At 41.1% G+C, this 13,856-nt stretch carries 19 protein-coding genes, 1 pseudogene and 1 riboswitch; of the genes and pseudogenes, 5 read left to right on the top strand and 15 right to left on the bottom strand.

Annotation, left to right across the window (positions count from 1 at the left end; all coding sequences use genetic code 11):
• Positions 1-81: 81 nt before the first annotated feature.
• The 6 genes and pseudogenes from J7I96_RS13435 to J7I96_RS13410 all read right to left on the bottom strand — a co-directional run bounded on the left by J7I96_RS13435 (position 82) and on the right by J7I96_RS13410 (position 2,011).
• Entirely contained in the window at positions 82-408 is a 327-nt protein-coding gene (locus J7I96_RS13435) for a KGG domain-containing protein (RefSeq protein WP_215048077.1), read from the bottom strand.
• A gap of 144 nt (positions 409-552) precedes the next feature.
• A pseudogene (locus J7I96_RS13430) lies at positions 553-750 on the bottom strand (KGG domain-containing protein); the annotation flags it as partial.
• Positions 751-906: 156 nt separating this feature from the next.
• Positions 907-1,062 carry a YvrJ family protein gene (locus J7I96_RS13425; RefSeq protein WP_034309764.1) on the bottom strand — a complete coding sequence of 52 codons (156 nt, stop codon included), beginning with the start codon at positions 1,060-1,062 and terminating at the stop codon, positions 907-909.
• Positions 1,063-1,103: 41 nt separating this feature from the next.
• Positions 1,104-1,322 carry a DUF2922 domain-containing protein gene (locus J7I96_RS13420; RefSeq protein ID WP_214809665.1) on the bottom strand — a complete coding sequence of 73 codons (219 nt, stop codon included), beginning with the start codon at positions 1,320-1,322 and terminating at the stop codon, positions 1,104-1,106.
• Positions 1,323-1,365: 43 nt separating this feature from the next.
• Complete coding sequence (locus J7I96_RS13415) at positions 1,366-1,584, bottom strand: DUF1659 domain-containing protein (RefSeq protein ID WP_053536156.1); 219 nt, start codon at positions 1,582-1,584, stop codon at positions 1,366-1,368.
• A gap of 145 nt (positions 1,585-1,729) precedes the next feature.
• Positions 1,730-2,011 (bottom strand): DUF2798 domain-containing protein, encoded by a 282-nt coding sequence (locus J7I96_RS13410; RefSeq protein WP_214924946.1) that lies wholly within the window; start codon positions 2,009-2,011, stop codon positions 1,730-1,732.
• A gap of 98 nt (positions 2,012-2,109) precedes the next feature.
• On the opposite strand from J7I96_RS13410, the gene J7I96_RS13405 reads away from it, so the two are divergent.
• Positions 2,110-2,973 (top strand): LysR family transcriptional regulator, encoded by an 864-nt coding sequence (locus J7I96_RS13405; protein ID WP_214924949.1) that lies wholly within the window; start codon positions 2,110-2,112, stop codon positions 2,971-2,973.
• A gap of 146 nt (positions 2,974-3,119) precedes the next feature.
• Complete coding sequence (locus tag J7I96_RS13400) at positions 3,120-3,779, top strand: hypothetical protein (protein ID WP_214924951.1); 660 nt, start codon at positions 3,120-3,122, stop codon at positions 3,777-3,779.
• Between the two features lie 43 nt (positions 3,780-3,822).
• Here J7I96_RS13400 and J7I96_RS13395 read toward each other — a convergent pair whose 3' ends face one another.
• The 4 genes from J7I96_RS13395 to J7I96_RS13380 all read right to left on the bottom strand — a co-directional run bounded on the left by J7I96_RS13395 (position 3,823) and on the right by J7I96_RS13380 (position 6,084).
• Positions 3,823-4,077, bottom strand: coding sequence for a sigma-G-dependent sporulation-specific acid-soluble spore protein CsgA (locus J7I96_RS13395; protein ID WP_214924953.1), 255 nt, complete (start codon positions 4,075-4,077; stop codon positions 3,823-3,825).
• Between the two features lie 107 nt (positions 4,078-4,184).
• A complete protein-coding gene (locus J7I96_RS13390) occupies positions 4,185-4,382 on the bottom strand; it encodes a helix-turn-helix transcriptional regulator (RefSeq protein ID WP_214924955.1) in 198 nt (65 codons plus the stop codon).
• 28 nt (positions 4,383-4,410) lie between these two features.
• Positions 4,411-4,902 (bottom strand): DUF6773 family protein, encoded by a 492-nt coding sequence (locus J7I96_RS13385; protein ID WP_214924958.1) that lies wholly within the window; start codon positions 4,900-4,902, stop codon positions 4,411-4,413.
• A gap of 612 nt (positions 4,903-5,514) precedes the next feature.
• Complete coding sequence (locus J7I96_RS13380) at positions 5,515-6,084, bottom strand: dihydrofolate reductase family protein (protein WP_214923747.1); 570 nt, start codon at positions 6,082-6,084, stop codon at positions 5,515-5,517.
• Positions 6,085-6,292: 208 nt separating this feature from the next.
• Between J7I96_RS13380 and J7I96_RS13375 the strand changes: the two genes are divergently transcribed.
• A complete protein-coding gene (locus tag J7I96_RS13375; protein ID WP_214923744.1) occupies positions 6,293-7,219 on the top strand; it encodes an NAD(P)-dependent alcohol dehydrogenase in 927 nt (308 codons plus the stop codon).
• A 1,074-nt stretch (positions 7,220-8,293) separates the two neighbouring features.
• Positions 8,294-8,397: riboswitch (purine riboswitch) on the top strand.
• Positions 8,398-8,575: 178 nt separating this feature from the next.
• The gene (locus tag J7I96_RS13370; protein WP_214923741.1) at positions 8,576-9,445 is read left to right on the top strand and encodes a 5'-methylthioadenosine/S-adenosylhomocysteine nucleosidase; all 870 of its coding nucleotides are present in this window, start codon (positions 8,576-8,578) and stop codon (positions 9,443-9,445) included.
• Between the two features lie 89 nt (positions 9,446-9,534).
• On the opposite strand, the gene J7I96_RS13365 is transcribed toward J7I96_RS13370, so the two are convergent.
• The 3 genes from J7I96_RS13365 to J7I96_RS13355 all read right to left on the bottom strand — a co-directional run bounded on the left by J7I96_RS13365 (position 9,535) and on the right by J7I96_RS13355 (position 11,295).
• Entirely contained in the window at positions 9,535-9,906 is a 372-nt protein-coding gene (locus J7I96_RS13365) for a hypothetical protein (RefSeq protein WP_214923738.1), read from the bottom strand.
• 161 nt (positions 9,907-10,067) lie between these two features.
• Positions 10,068-10,793: a ZIP family metal transporter gene (locus J7I96_RS13360; protein ID WP_034309799.1), complete on the bottom strand. Its 726-nt coding sequence runs from the start codon at positions 10,791-10,793 to the stop codon at positions 10,068-10,070.
• A gap of 163 nt (positions 10,794-10,956) precedes the next feature.
• Positions 10,957-11,295 carry a hypothetical protein gene (locus J7I96_RS13355; RefSeq protein ID WP_048687716.1) on the bottom strand — a complete coding sequence of 113 codons (339 nt, stop codon included), beginning with the start codon at positions 11,293-11,295 and terminating at the stop codon, positions 10,957-10,959.
• 198 nt (positions 11,296-11,493) lie between these two features.
• Between J7I96_RS13355 and J7I96_RS13350 the strand changes: the two genes are divergently transcribed.
• Positions 11,494-11,988, top strand: a complete 495-nt coding sequence (locus tag J7I96_RS13350; RefSeq protein ID WP_214923807.1) for a L,D-transpeptidase family protein — start codon at positions 11,494-11,496, stop codon at positions 11,986-11,988.
• Positions 11,989-12,067: 79 nt separating this feature from the next.
• On the opposite strand, the gene J7I96_RS13345 is transcribed toward J7I96_RS13350, so the two are convergent.
• Together J7I96_RS13345 and J7I96_RS13340 are read right to left on the bottom strand one after the other, a co-directional pair.
• Complete coding sequence (locus tag J7I96_RS13345; protein ID WP_214923737.1) at positions 12,068-13,669, bottom strand: sodium:solute symporter family protein; 1,602 nt, start codon at positions 13,667-13,669, stop codon at positions 12,068-12,070.
• The gene (locus tag J7I96_RS13340; protein ID WP_155726506.1) at positions 13,670-13,810 is read right to left on the bottom strand and encodes a hypothetical protein; all 141 of its coding nucleotides are present in this window, start codon (positions 13,808-13,810) and stop codon (positions 13,670-13,672) included. It lies immediately after the preceding gene.
• Positions 13,811-13,856: the final 46 nt, after the last annotated feature.

The following is a 13,856-nucleotide window of genomic DNA, read 5'->3' as shown; positions in this document are numbered from 1 at the left end:
TTTGCAATGTGCTGTGCTGGCATAAAAAAAACGAGGGCTGTTTACTCCCTCGGTCATGTATGAATTTCACTGGATTATATTTTAACGGCGGCTTTTTTCCCCGCCTTTGCGTCCTGCTTCTTCACGGCTCATTTTTCCATCATCGGAATCATCACGTTGATTGGCCCGTGCCTCTCCGCCTTTTTCGCCGATTTCCTGATAGAATTCCTTGCCATGACTGTCGGATGTCGCTTCTCCGCCTTTTTTACCAATCTCTTGATAGAATTCCTTATCATGATTTTCGGAGGTTGCTTCTCCGCCTTTTTGGCCAATCTCTTGATAGAATTCCTTATCATGATTTTTTGCTGTTGTTTCTCCACCTTTACGTCCTGCTTCTTCACGACTCATTTTCTCATTGTTGTTAGCCATTAAAAACTCCTCCTTATTATTTGGATTTTTCATGTACTAGCTACATATGTCATGTACCCGCTTGAACAGCTGTAAAACTAGATTCAGCTAAAAACTTCAGATTGCTTTTAGCGGCGACTTTTGCCATGTTCAATCATCGGAACCATCACGTTGATCGGCTCTAGCCTCTCCGCCTTTTTTGCCGATTTCCTGATAGAATTCCTTATCATGATTTTCGGAAGTGGCCTCTCCGCCTTTTTGACCAATCTCTTGGAAAAATTCCTTATCATGATTTTTTGCTGTAGCTTCCCCGCCTTTGCGGCCAGCTTCTTCCCTGCTCATTTTTTCATTGTTGTTAGCCATTAAAAACTCCTCCTTATTATTTGGATTTTTCATGTACTAGCTACAGTTTTATGTATACCCGATAGTTTTGATATAAAACTAGAATCTATTAAAACTTTTCCATTTAAAAGGAAAAGCCTCATGGATTCTATCACCCATGAGGCTCCCCGCTTATCCTTAACCTGACTTCGGAATCCCTTCTCGCAGGCGTTCTGGCAGCTCCACAAGGGTTTCATTCAAAGTATCCAATTTCGTTTCAATCCTATGAAGCAAATAAAGGGTAACAATGATCGGGAACCCAATATCACTGACAAACGGCAGGATTTGATCCACTTTTTCCACCTCTCTTCCAGGGTGACCAACAAGACCCGTTCTTAGATGAGTTCCACTTCCTCGACATTCCGCTCGACAAGGCGTGCCGCTTTCAAATCGACGAAGTCCCCTGAAGCTGTAACGAATACGTTCCCCGCAATGATTTTTTCCATTGCCAATTTAACCGTATTCACTTCGACCGGCTCCTTCGGATTATCAACGGAAATCGTCGCTGACTTTCCTTCCTCCGTAACGAAAATCAATTCCAGTACTTTAGCCATTTCAAATCACCTCCCCCGCTTCCGGCATCTTTCCAAATACCGTTTAGCCAATCAATGAATACATATCCACCCGGGTCACTTCACCCATTGGATAATTCTGCACACTTGTGATTGCAACAGCCGTCGAAAACAACTGATCCGCCGTCGCCTCGACCTTGATGTTCGAAAAGGTCCTCCGCTTGAAAACGAGAGCCCCTTTTTCATTTAACCCCGTCTCAAAATCGATCCGCAACGTACTTGAAACTGGAATCTGTTTTGCCATGCCACTCACCCCCTTTCACACTCTATATAAACTTTTACAGAAGGAAAGTAGCATGATCTTGAAATTTTGCAGGGAAACGCAAAAAAAGCTCCCCATCATTTGGGCAGCACTAAAATCAGGAAATCCTTTTAATTATCTACTGGCATCATCCATTGTCTTCTTCTCTCACTAATGAATCCTTCTCAATCATGAACGGTTTTTCTACAAAATTAAGTCTTCTCATTATTTGTTGTATGACTCTCGGAAAGAAGTAGGCTCCAAAGAAAGCACAAGTAAAAGCCTGTGACCAAGTTTTTAACCATGTAGATAAGAATAAATGATCATACCCCCTATTTATTGAGAATAATATGAATGAAATAAAAATGGACATACAAAAAGCCATTAAACATGGATAAATAATATTTCTGTATTTAACGTTAATCTTCATTATTTTTCTGCTTCAACTCCATGATTTAATTTTAGATTCCTTGATATTTCCCAACTATTAGATCTATTAGAATTACTAATGCAAAGGGGTCAGTTCGGTTGAATTCGTATTATGCTTTTATCAAGACCATAGAAACAGGCAGTTTTACAAAAGCGGCTGAAGAACTTGGCTATACGCAGTCCGCCATTAGCCAAATGGTGCATTCATTAGAGGAAGAGCTTTCCACCACTCTTATCTTACGTTCTCGAAAGGGTATTACACTGACACCGGATGGCGAGGAATTCTTGCCATATATCAGGAAGATTTATCATTCACATAGGGAACTGACTGAAAAGCATAAAGAGATGGAGGGACTGCAAAGCGGCCTTATTCGAATTGGCACCTTTTCCAGTGTTACATGTCATTGGATACCAGGATTGATTAAGGATTTTAAGGAACTTTATCCAACTGTACATTTCGAATTACATCAAGGAAATTATACGGAAATCTCAAACTGGATTAAAGAAGGCAGCGTAGACTTTGGCTTTGTGAATTCAAATGTTTCGGATTTAACTACGATTCCCTTGCAAGAAGATGAGATGGTGGCAGTGATGCCAGTAGATCATCCTTTAACATCATCCACAGAAGTCTCCTTGGAGGAATTGCTAAAAGATCCTTATATTCTGTTGGATGAGGGAGTGATACATGAACCATTAATGATTTTTAAACAGTACGATTTTGAACCTGATACACAATACCGGGTATATGATCCTTATGCGATTATGTCCATGGTTGAACAAGGGCTTGGCATTTCGATTTTACCGAAACTGCTCTTACATAAGTGTCCCTATAATATTGTAACGAAAAGCATCTCTCCTTCTATTATCCGAACCATTACTTTGGCATATAAGGATAAAAGGGTATTGCCAATCGCCAGTAGGTATTTTATTGACTTTATCATCGAGAGGTATAGGGAAATCTAAACGTTTTGCCTTTATCTTATTTTCCCTTTACATTCTTTTTTTATTACGGACATTCCTGATGCGTAGTTAAATTGCAGTTGCCTTTAAATGGCATGTCATGTTCGGCTTTTCTGGGAAATAATAATCTCGAAAGGAAGTGGATGTTGATGTCATTAGAATGGTTTGACAGAGTAAGCGGGGAATTGCAGGATCATCTTAAATCAATTTGTGAGAAATACGATCGCAATGGCAGTATGATCGTGGAGCGCGGGTCTAAGCATCCACGCATCGAGTTTTATACAGAGCTGGAAGACGATGAGCGGGATTATTTTTCCTCGCTGTTTTTTGATCCGTATAATGAAGAATTTTATATGGAATCGTTCGATCCGGATTTAGGGCAGATCAGCAAGGTCATTCTAACGGATATTGAAGATATCATCGATGCTGTCCATGAGAGCTTCCATAACTACTTGGAAGAAGATGAGGATGATGATGATTATGATTATGCATATGAAATGGATATGGATGATGAGAATGATGATTTGTATGATCCAGACGGCGAAAATTCCGATATATACGAAATCGATGTAGATTGGGAAACGCCTGAAGTGACTGCCTATATCCAGGATAATGAAGTGGAGGTCACCTATCAGTTCGGTATCGTTCAGGAGACGGGTGATGGTGTGCTGAAACGGATCAATCGGATTCGGACAGCGGATGATGACCTGATAAAGGATGAAACGAATTTCATTTTCAGCAAGGAAGAAGCAAGCACGATCATCGCCATGATAGCCAGTCATATGGATTCACTTAGTGAAATGGAATAAAACCAACAAAACCTTGTCCATGATCATCATGGACAAGGTTTCATCATATAATGATCAGTTCATATACCTCTGATAATTGCGTGACCCGTTCCGAATCACTCGCTTCCTTTGCATGCTTGATTTCCTGAGGAAGAATATGGTTAAGGAGACTGGCCTCTTTACCGGATAGCTTATTGACGAGTTCCTCTTCAGAATGAAAATGTCCACTTTTGATTTTATTATATATTTCCTGCGCCACAGGATATTGGTCCGTATAGTTAGACAATATCTCACGTAGGTAACCAATCGTACGATCCATCAAACCATCCCTCTCGAATGTTAGATTTTTGCTTACATGCTATACCTTCCCCCATTTTTTGATGATAAATTCCTAAAAAAAAGATATCCAAGTCAATGGATACCCAATCAGTCTTCCTCCCAAAACAAATCATCCAATGTACGGGATAATGCTTTACAAATTCCGACACATAAACCTAATGAGGGATTATACTTTCCGGATTCAATCAATCCTATCGTTTGCCTGGATACGCCGACAATCTTGGCCAGTTCTTCTTGTGACAAGTCCTTTTCCACTCTCGCAAGCTTCAGTTTTATATTTTTCAAGGGACAGCACCTACTATTTCTTATTATCTTAGCTATTTTTCATTCCGATTTTCTTCGCCAGCAAGTATATACCGCCAAAAAACAGAAGTAAAATCGGCAAATAGATCATGACGGATACAAACGATACCAATACAAAATACCATACGCCCTGGGAACTGCCATCGGCATAGGATACAGCACTATTCACGCCCATGAATATAGCGATGATAAGTGCCAAAGCAACCGTCCCAAGAACCGTCTTCCTGCTCATCGGTGTTTTGCTTGTGCGGTCATGCATCTCCACCTCATCCCAGAATACACCTAAGAAAATCGAACGAGCTAAGTAATACAGACCTCCTCCAACAAGGATCACGAATTCCAGATATAACTCCCCGCTGCCTGCACCATATTTATATAGTTTGAAAAGTGCACTCACCAGGCAAATGGCCAAAATGACATAATACATTTCTTTATAAATCTTATTTCTTACATTCTCAATCCGCTCATCCGTGATCTTTTTCGTTCGTTTAAATAGATTCATCTTTAATCGACCTCCATTTAATTCCATCGCTTACTCTTATTATATGATTCATTTTACTTTTTGCAACATATATATTACATTTTATAATTTATAAATTGCAATATGTATAAAAAAGGCTGTTTTCGCATACTTTGTTGCTATTTACAAAGTAATGCGGTGTGGTTGATTTCCCCTCCAGATGCTCGCTTCCGCGGGGCGGGCGGTGAGCCTCCTCGGCGTAAACGCCTGTGGGGTCTCACCTGTCCCGCTGCTCCCGCAGGAGTCTCGCACTTCAGCTCCAATCAACCTTAAATCGTTTCGTTTTAAAAACAACAATCTTTACGAAAAGAGCCATAAAAAAAGATACCCAAACATCATCAAGTCCGGATACCTCTTCTTCCTTATTTAGGGATTTACTCGTATCTCTCCATTTTCGGAGATATACCTGTTGTTTTCGTCGATATCGTGATTTCAATAACAGATAGTGCATAAATTCCCATTCAATCTAATTTAACGGCAAATACAAAAAACTCCATTTTTTTAAAATGGAGTTACTCTTTTAGCTAATTATGAATTTTTCATAATAAAGTTTGATCATTTTAACCTCCCCCATTAGTTGAAGAGAATATATAATTACTCTTCATTAAGACGATAGCAAAGTTGGACAACGCCAGAGGAGAAGCTTTTTGTATTAACCAGTGTTAGATTCAATCTCTCCTTTATGTCAACAAACAAAGGTTTTCCTTCCCCTAAAATAACAGGGTGAACAGATAACCTGAATTCATCAACCAGCCCCAATCTTATAAAAGATGTAATAAGACTTGACCCTCCGTAAAGCCAGATGTCTTTACCTGGTTTATTCTTTATTTTATTTACTTCTTCAACAATATCATCATTTATGATCGTTACGTTATTATCAGTGCTTTTTTTCGTTTTAGAAAACATGTATTTTTCTTTGCCATGAACGATATTCCACATTTCTTTTTCAGTATCGGATACCTCATTTCCTGGCGTATATTGCCCCCATAAATCATAGCTTTTTCTTCCATAAAAAATAGTATCAATTTGATTCAAGAAATCAATGAACCCCATTTCAGAGTCCATAATGCACCAGTCGATTTCTCCTTTCGGCCCTTCAATAAATCCATCTAATGTAACTGCTAAATCTAAAATTATTCTTCTTGGTCTTTCGTTAATGGTCATTCTTTAATCTCCTTTTGTCGTGTATTCAGCAAAGCCAAAGGTTTCGCGGCTTTATCCGAATGAACGTACTCTTATTACCTCAGGGAATCCCCATGAATAATCACTGCTTTTCAACATTTCATCAGAAGTTACTTCAGTTACGTTAGTTTTATCTTACAGCTTCCATCATAGTATTAAAAGATTGTATCAAAAACTAAGGAGACTTGCGATGAAAGCAATGGTATGCACGAAATACGGTTCACCCGATGTACTGGAACTCAAAGAGGTAGTAAAGCCAACCCCAAAGGACAACGAAATACTGATAAAGGTTCACGCGGCAACAGTGGCTTCTGGGGACGTAAGAGTCCGGAGTTTCAATAGCCCTTTCTTATTATGGCTGCCGATGCGAATCTTCCTGGGCCTTAGAAAACCGCGAAAACCGATACTCGGAGTGGAGTTGTCCGGGGAGGTAGAAGGCACGGGGAGGAATGTGACAAAATTCAAAAAAGGCGACCAGATTTTTGCCATGACTGGAATGAATTTCGGTGCCCATGCCGAATACACATGCTTACCTGAAGACGGCCCAATCGCAATGAAGCCTGCCAATATGACCTATGAAGAAGCCGCCGCCGTTTCTTTTGGTGGAACGACAGCTCTGCATTTTTTCCGAAAAGCCAATATCCAGGACGGACAAAAAGTCCTCGTCTATGGCGCATCCGGTTCGGTGGGCACTTCCGCGGTGCAGCTGGCCAAATACTTTGGAACAGAAGTTACCGGAGTATGCAGTGCCGCTAATTTTGAATTGGTGAAATCATTGGGAGCCGATAAAGTAATTGATTATACGGAAGAGGATTTCACGGAAAAACAAGAGCGATATGACATCATCTTTGATGCAGTCGGGAAAAGCTCGAAAGCCGCTTGTAAGAAAGCACTGACCCCGAACGGGCGATATGTGTCCGTCGAAGGACATGGAATAGCAAAGGTACTTACGGAAGACTTATTACTCCTCAAGGAACTAATCGAAACTGGAAAAATAAAAGCGGTCATTGATAAACGCTACCCGCTGGAACAGATTCCCGAAGCTCATAAATACGTAGAGCTAGGACATAAAAAAGGAAATGTCGTGATAACTTTGTTTGATGATGATCGACCCTGACAAAATCCATAGTCTTTTTATAAATAAAGCGTTCAGTTGATATCAGAAATCCGCTCCCTTTCCGCCGACTGTCTGCCAAGCCTCCTCGACGTACGCGTCTGTGGGGTCTCGGCAAGCCAGTTATTCGGCAGGAGTGTCGCAAATTCCTTCCATCCAATGAGGATTACTGAAAAAAAACTTAAAGGATAAACTAGTCTAAACATAATTGAGACTAGCCTACAGTTTTTTCAAGAAAACATTCCAGTTGATTTCAGAGATCCGCTCCCTTTCCGCCGACTGTCTGCCAAGCCTCCTCGGCGCATGCGCCTGTGGGGTCTTGGCTAGCCAGTTATTCGGCAGGTGTGTCGCAAATCTCTTCCATCCTTTAAGGGATTACAGAAAAAAACTTAAAGGATAATCTAGTCATAAACATAATTCGGGATGAGACTAGCCTACAGTTTTTCCAAGAAAACATTTCAGATTATTGCAGAAACCCGTTCCCTTCCACCGACTGTCTGCCAAGCTCATCAAAGCATGCGCCTGTGGGGGTCTTGGCTAACCGTTATTCGGCAGGTGTGTCGCAAATCTCTTCAACCCTTTAAGGAATACTGAAAAAAACTATGAAGAGTATTCTAGTTTACCTTTAAAATTTTGGTTCTGGGCGAGAGCAACTCGGAACTCCTTTTAAGGGAAAGTTGATGGACCGCCAGACCCTACAATATTTCTTAAAAAAGAAGTTCCAGTGATTGGAACGTAAGGTACGAGACTCCTGCGGGAAAAGCGTGGCCAATGGAGACCCCGCGGAAAGCGAGTGCCTGGAGTGGAAATCAACGATCAGATTTACACCTAAACCATAGTCTTGTTTTAAAGTTATGTTCGGGAGACACTTCCAAATCTTCTATCTCTGACTTTAAATTATACTATTCGAAAATCACCCACATTATGATTGTGTCCAAATCCCACTAAAACTCATTTACCTTGTAAAAAATAGCTTTCCCATCGAACTACCCCTCCTTAAACACGAACATTAAATTATATTTATATTTTAATGTTCACTTTTATATTGATTATCTAGCATTTGTTTGTTATATTAGCAAAGTAATAATCGTAATTACTCGTATATGCTCGGAAATATGGTCTGAGCGTTTCTACCTGGTTCCCAGTTAAAGAACTAGACTACGAGTTAAAGTATTCGGCCGCCCGCTTTTTGAGCAGCTAATGATTTAGCAATCGCTTCATTTTTGCTTGATTATCCATACTTTGACTATCGTAGGTCTAGAAGGCAGCATTCATTCTGCCGTTCTGGACCTTTTTCTTTGACCACAACTGCGAGTGTTTCAAACAATTGGATAATTTGTTTTTAAGGAGAGAAAAAACATGTTAAAAAAGTACACTCTATTAGGAATCATTACTTTACTTTTCGTGTCGGTGATTGCAGCTTGCAGTTCCACTTCCAAAAATGAAACGGTCGAGAAAAAGACACAAAGGCCGATCATGATTCAAGGTCCAATGCCAATCGAAGCTGAAAATTTCGCTAAAAAGCTAGAAAATGTTAAAGAAGAAAAATCAGGGGATTTTGTATTTTACATTGGAACTTTAGACAATTATCCTGTAATCGTTGCAAAAACAGGTAAAGGGATGGAAAATACGGCTGCCGCTACAGCATTGGCCATTGAAAGATATAACCCTATTGCCATCATCAATCAAGGGACATCAGGCGGACATGATCCAAGCTTAAACGTTTTTGATATTGTTTTAGGAAAAAGAACGGTAAACCTAGGTTCACTAAAAACGGCCGATAAAGCTGAAAATGAAGGAATCGATCCAACCATATGGAAACCAATGGACCTAATGGCTTCTGAAGGAAGTGCAGGAGAAGATCCTAATGCTGAAAAACCACGCTTCTATGAGGGAGATAAGGATTTACTCGCAGCTGCTCATGCAGTTAAAGATACTTACACAAAAGGTAAGGTTGTCGATGGTACTATCGGTTCTGCAGACGTTTGGAATAATGAAGTGGATCGAATTAAATGGTTCCATACGAAATATGGTACGTCTGTTGAAGAAATGGAAGGAGCTTCGGCAGCACAAATCGCCAAAGCTTACGATGTGCCTTTCCTAGGTATACGGGTACTATCCAATAATAAAACGAACGGCGGCAAATATAACCCTAATACAGCAGCAGCCAATCAAGAATATGTGTATGAAGTAGTCAAAAAATATATCTCTTCGATGCCAAGCAAATAAGATTGTGCTGAATCTTTTTGGTCAACTATCCCTATAATGAAAAAAAGAAGAGCTAATATGTGCTCTTCTTTTTTTCGCGGGTGCCCAAATTAGCTGACTATTGATTCTTCCTCCTTGCAAAAGGTTAAGCTAAGGCTATTCAACGTGTAAAGTCTAGCGGTGAAAATGAATAAATCGCTGTAGTTATTTTCAACGTACTCTTCAATGATTGCCATCCCTTTTCTGAATCTATCAACTAATAAGTGCGTATAGTTTTCATCCCAGGTAAACCGGTTGATCCGTTTAAGTTCATCGGCCAATACTTGAAACTTAAACTCCTCAACAAGAAGCCTCAATTGATACAATTTATCTTTATTTAAACAAAAGCAGTTGTTTTCATTTTCATGATTTTCCCGGACGAATGTGATGAAACCTTTTAAATTATCAGCTAACATATTCGCTATTTGCATCTCGAAGTTCATTTCCAACAGCTCCTCAATGTCTAAAATCTATATGAAGAGTGTATGATTTGAAATGATATTTTAACACCAACAATTCTTTTTCGAGATAGATTCCTTGTACATTTCCTTCTATGATAGAATTCACAAAAAAAATTGCCCCCCTTCCTTCCAAGGGGACAATCTTACATCGAATCCAGAACCAAAGAGATAAGCAGGCCCGCAGCGGTGAATATGCCCGTGATCGGCCCTCCGTCTTCATATGCTTCAGGCATCATCGTTGAGGCGATCATGGCGATGATTCCCCCTCCCGCAAAGGCTGCCATCGCTGCCAGGACATAGTCCGGGGCATGATCGAGGAATAGATAGCCCGACATCGAGGAGAGTGCCGAAATGATCAGGACGGAAAACCATAGCAGCATGATTTTCTTCTTGGAGTAATCACTTTTGAGCAGACCCGTCGTACTCGAGAGCCCCTCCGGAATATTACTGATGAAGATGGCAATGACCAATAGCCAGCTTACCGAGCCGCCGCTTATCAAGCTTGCGCCAATCATGATCGACTCCGGTATGGCATCCATCACCGTCCCGATGAAAATGGCTAGGCCCGCTTCCTTCGAAGAGCTATTATTGGACCGTTTCCTTTTATCCGCACCTTTTTTGGAAATAAGAAAATCCAAGGCAGTAAACACGGCGGCCCCTGCTATGAATCCGATCCCCGTCGCCCAGATTCCTCCATCACTCACCGAATCAGCAAGCAGCTCATATGCCGCAGCACCAATCAATACACCCGTACCAAAGGCCATAATATAGCCAATGATGTTTTTCTTTATTGGAATGAGGATGGCCGCAAGTGCGCCAAGCAGGACGGCAGAACCCGATACCCCTCCCCAAAAGACCGCATTCCACATAGAATTCCCCCATTTCCCTTTTATAGGATAGTGTACCCGGGTTGATCTTGGGGTAAACAAGGGACGTATTGTACTATTCCAGCAAAAAAAAGCAGGTATATTCGCTGCCATGGTTTTTGTGTATGGAATGGTAGAGTTGTTCTGAGTCGTACTCTTCGCTGCCTTATATGACTGATATTTGCGGTTTTCCTTCTTCTCTTTCACTAACCTTTTCGATTTTATCGACAAACATTTGAAAAACCTTTCTCTTTTCTTCCAGCTCTTTTATCGACTCTTTCAATTCGTTCAATTTTTGTTCAAAAGGTTTATGATAGAGCTCGCGGATGTTTCGAATAATTTCATCATTTATAGTGGATTGCACAACTTGTTTGGTAATATTGAATTTATAGGAATAAACCTGAAGTTCACGCTTAACTTCTTCATACTCTTTTTCTATTCCATTTAAAACATCACTGATTTCTTCATTCCATTCTACTAAAGCCTTTTTCACATGTTCCTCCACCCTAATTTCCCCCTCATTAACTAACAAAAATCCATCTTGATAAAAACTTATTTTATCAAAAGTTCATTTCGGTTTCTTTTCGGCATAGTTACTTAACATATAAGTTTTATTAAAAACAGATAACAGCGAGTTACGAAACACTTTTAAAAATTCACATAGAATGTAACGTGACCACTATAACCTATGGAGGTGTTCAGACTGATTCATACAGTTAAACCAGGTGAAACACTGACACAGATATCCAGGGACTACCGGAAACCGCTATCTGAAATCATCGCTGCTAACCCGACCATAAATCCAAATGTCATTAATATTGGCCAGCCCATCATGATCCCTGGTTTTCCTCCGGCTGATACCATTCCATTTAGAATCGATGTGTCCGTTAACAATCGTAAGTTAAGGCTGCTTAAAAATGGCGTACTGCAAAAACAATATCCAATTGCCGTTGGAAGAATGCTGTTCGGTACACCAGTAGGACAGTTCATCATCATCAATAAAGCCCCCAACCCCGGAGGCCCATTCGGAACGATGTGGATGAGTTTATCAAAAGAACATTATGGCATACATGGAACGAATGATCCCAGCTCGATTGGCAAAGCTGTCTCAAAAGGCTGTATTCGCATGCATAATCGGGACGTGGAGGAATTATCAAGGATTGTTCCAATCGGGACATCGGTTACTATTCATCCTTAATGTGTTCAGGGAAACCTGGACACTTTTTCATTCAAAAAAAGGCAGGGATCTCCCCTGCCAGTACATGAGTATATCTCATTCAATTCATATTAATCGGCCAATAATAAAACACTAGTGTAACCATGATGATCATGACGCCGCTGATCATTAAATAGGCTGGGTATCTGCGGGTGATGTTCATTTCTTTTTGCTCGTCTATTTCAATTGGGGTTTGAAGGATATTGGCATGAAACTCCCTTTCTTCGGTGGTGATCGTTCCATACTTGGAGCCAATGATAAGTGCGCCTATGCTTAAGATTAAACCAATGATGACAGGATTGAGGTAAACGGGAAGGCTTATTCCGAACATGCCGAGACTTTCTCCGAGTATCACGCCAACGAAGCCGAATACGATGCTCCAAAAGGCGCCTTCCTTCGTTACCTTCTTTGAGAATACGCTTGATATGGCAATCGGTCCCCATGATGCCGCAAATAGTGTAGCCGCAAAGTAGCCGATCCACATGACGGCAGGTGGCTGGAACAATCCAATCAACAGAATGATCAAGCTGATCACAACCATGGAAATGCGGCTGGCCCGTAATAGATGATGATCGGTGTATTCCTTTTTCCGCGATTGTTCCATGATATCCCGTGTAATGCTGCTTCCTATAATTTGCAGGAAGCTTGAACAGGATGATAAGGCCGCAGCCATGATGCCGCTGACGATGATGACTCCAAGCCATGTCGGGACAATATTCATCGCAGCCCAAATGAATACCTTTTCCGTCGGGGCGATATCCGCTTTAATCGTGGTGATTGTCGATATGCTGATATGAAGAAACAAATAGACCGTCAAAATGGATATCGTTGCCCATACCCCGGCCCGGATGGCTACGTGTTCATTTTTTGCCATCAAGTATCGGCTGCTTTGCCATGGACTCACGGCAATGACAATGCCCCAGACCAAGCCCATGATGACGGCCCAGGCCAATGCTTCCCAAGGAGTGCCCATCGTTGCGGCAGGTCCGGTAATGCCATGCCAGCTTAATAAATCAGGTCGTTCAGCCAGGTTTGCCGCTTTCGTAACGGCATCAGGAAACCCGCCTGCGGATTTGATGATATAAGGAAAACTAAGATACGTTGCAATCGAGAATAAAAAGAACATCACCGTATCATTGACCATGACCCCCTTCGCTCCTGAGAGAATGGTGAAGGATGAATACACGACCCACATGATCACCAGGGCCATTGGATAGGAAACCCCGGAAACCTCGGCCAATAAAACGGCTGCCCCTTGGGTAACGGCAACCAAGTATGCAGCGATTCCGAGAATCGTCGTGATTGCAGCCGCTAGCCTTACCTTCTTAGAATGAAAGCGGTTACCAAAAAATTCAGGAACGGTCAATGATTTGCTTCTTCTTAAATACCTGCCAAACAGGAACACTCCGAATATATAGCCGCTTGCATTAAAAATAACGAGGATAAGCAGCAGGATCGGATACCCTTCATAGGAAAATCCCGCTTCTCCCATGAAAGATACCGTACTTAGGAAAGAGGCAACAAGCGTACCCGTTATCATCAATGTGTTTCCGCTTCGACCAGAAACATAGTATTCCTCTGAGCTTTTCACTTTCCTGAATAAAAAGATGCCAATCGAGACATACACACAAAAAGATATGATAATACCAAGGAGAAAGGCCACTTACATCCCCACCTTTTCAATTGGATCTTTTGCTTTTATTTCTTCTTGATTTCTTTTCATTTTTACTAGGAAAACCTTCGTGATCCACCCCATGACAATTAAGGAACCCCCATAGCTTAAAGAGAAAATCAGCTCGCCCATTTCTTGACCCCCTTATCAAAATAGAAATAATCAATCATTAAATATG

The sequence above is a fragment of the Bacillus sp. ISL-78 genome (assembly GCF_018613455.1).
In the GTDB taxonomy this organism is placed as follows: domain Bacteria; phylum Bacillota; class Bacilli; order Bacillales; family DSM-1321; genus Peribacillus; species Peribacillus frigoritolerans.
This window is presented reverse-complemented; position numbering and strand designations above follow the sequence as displayed.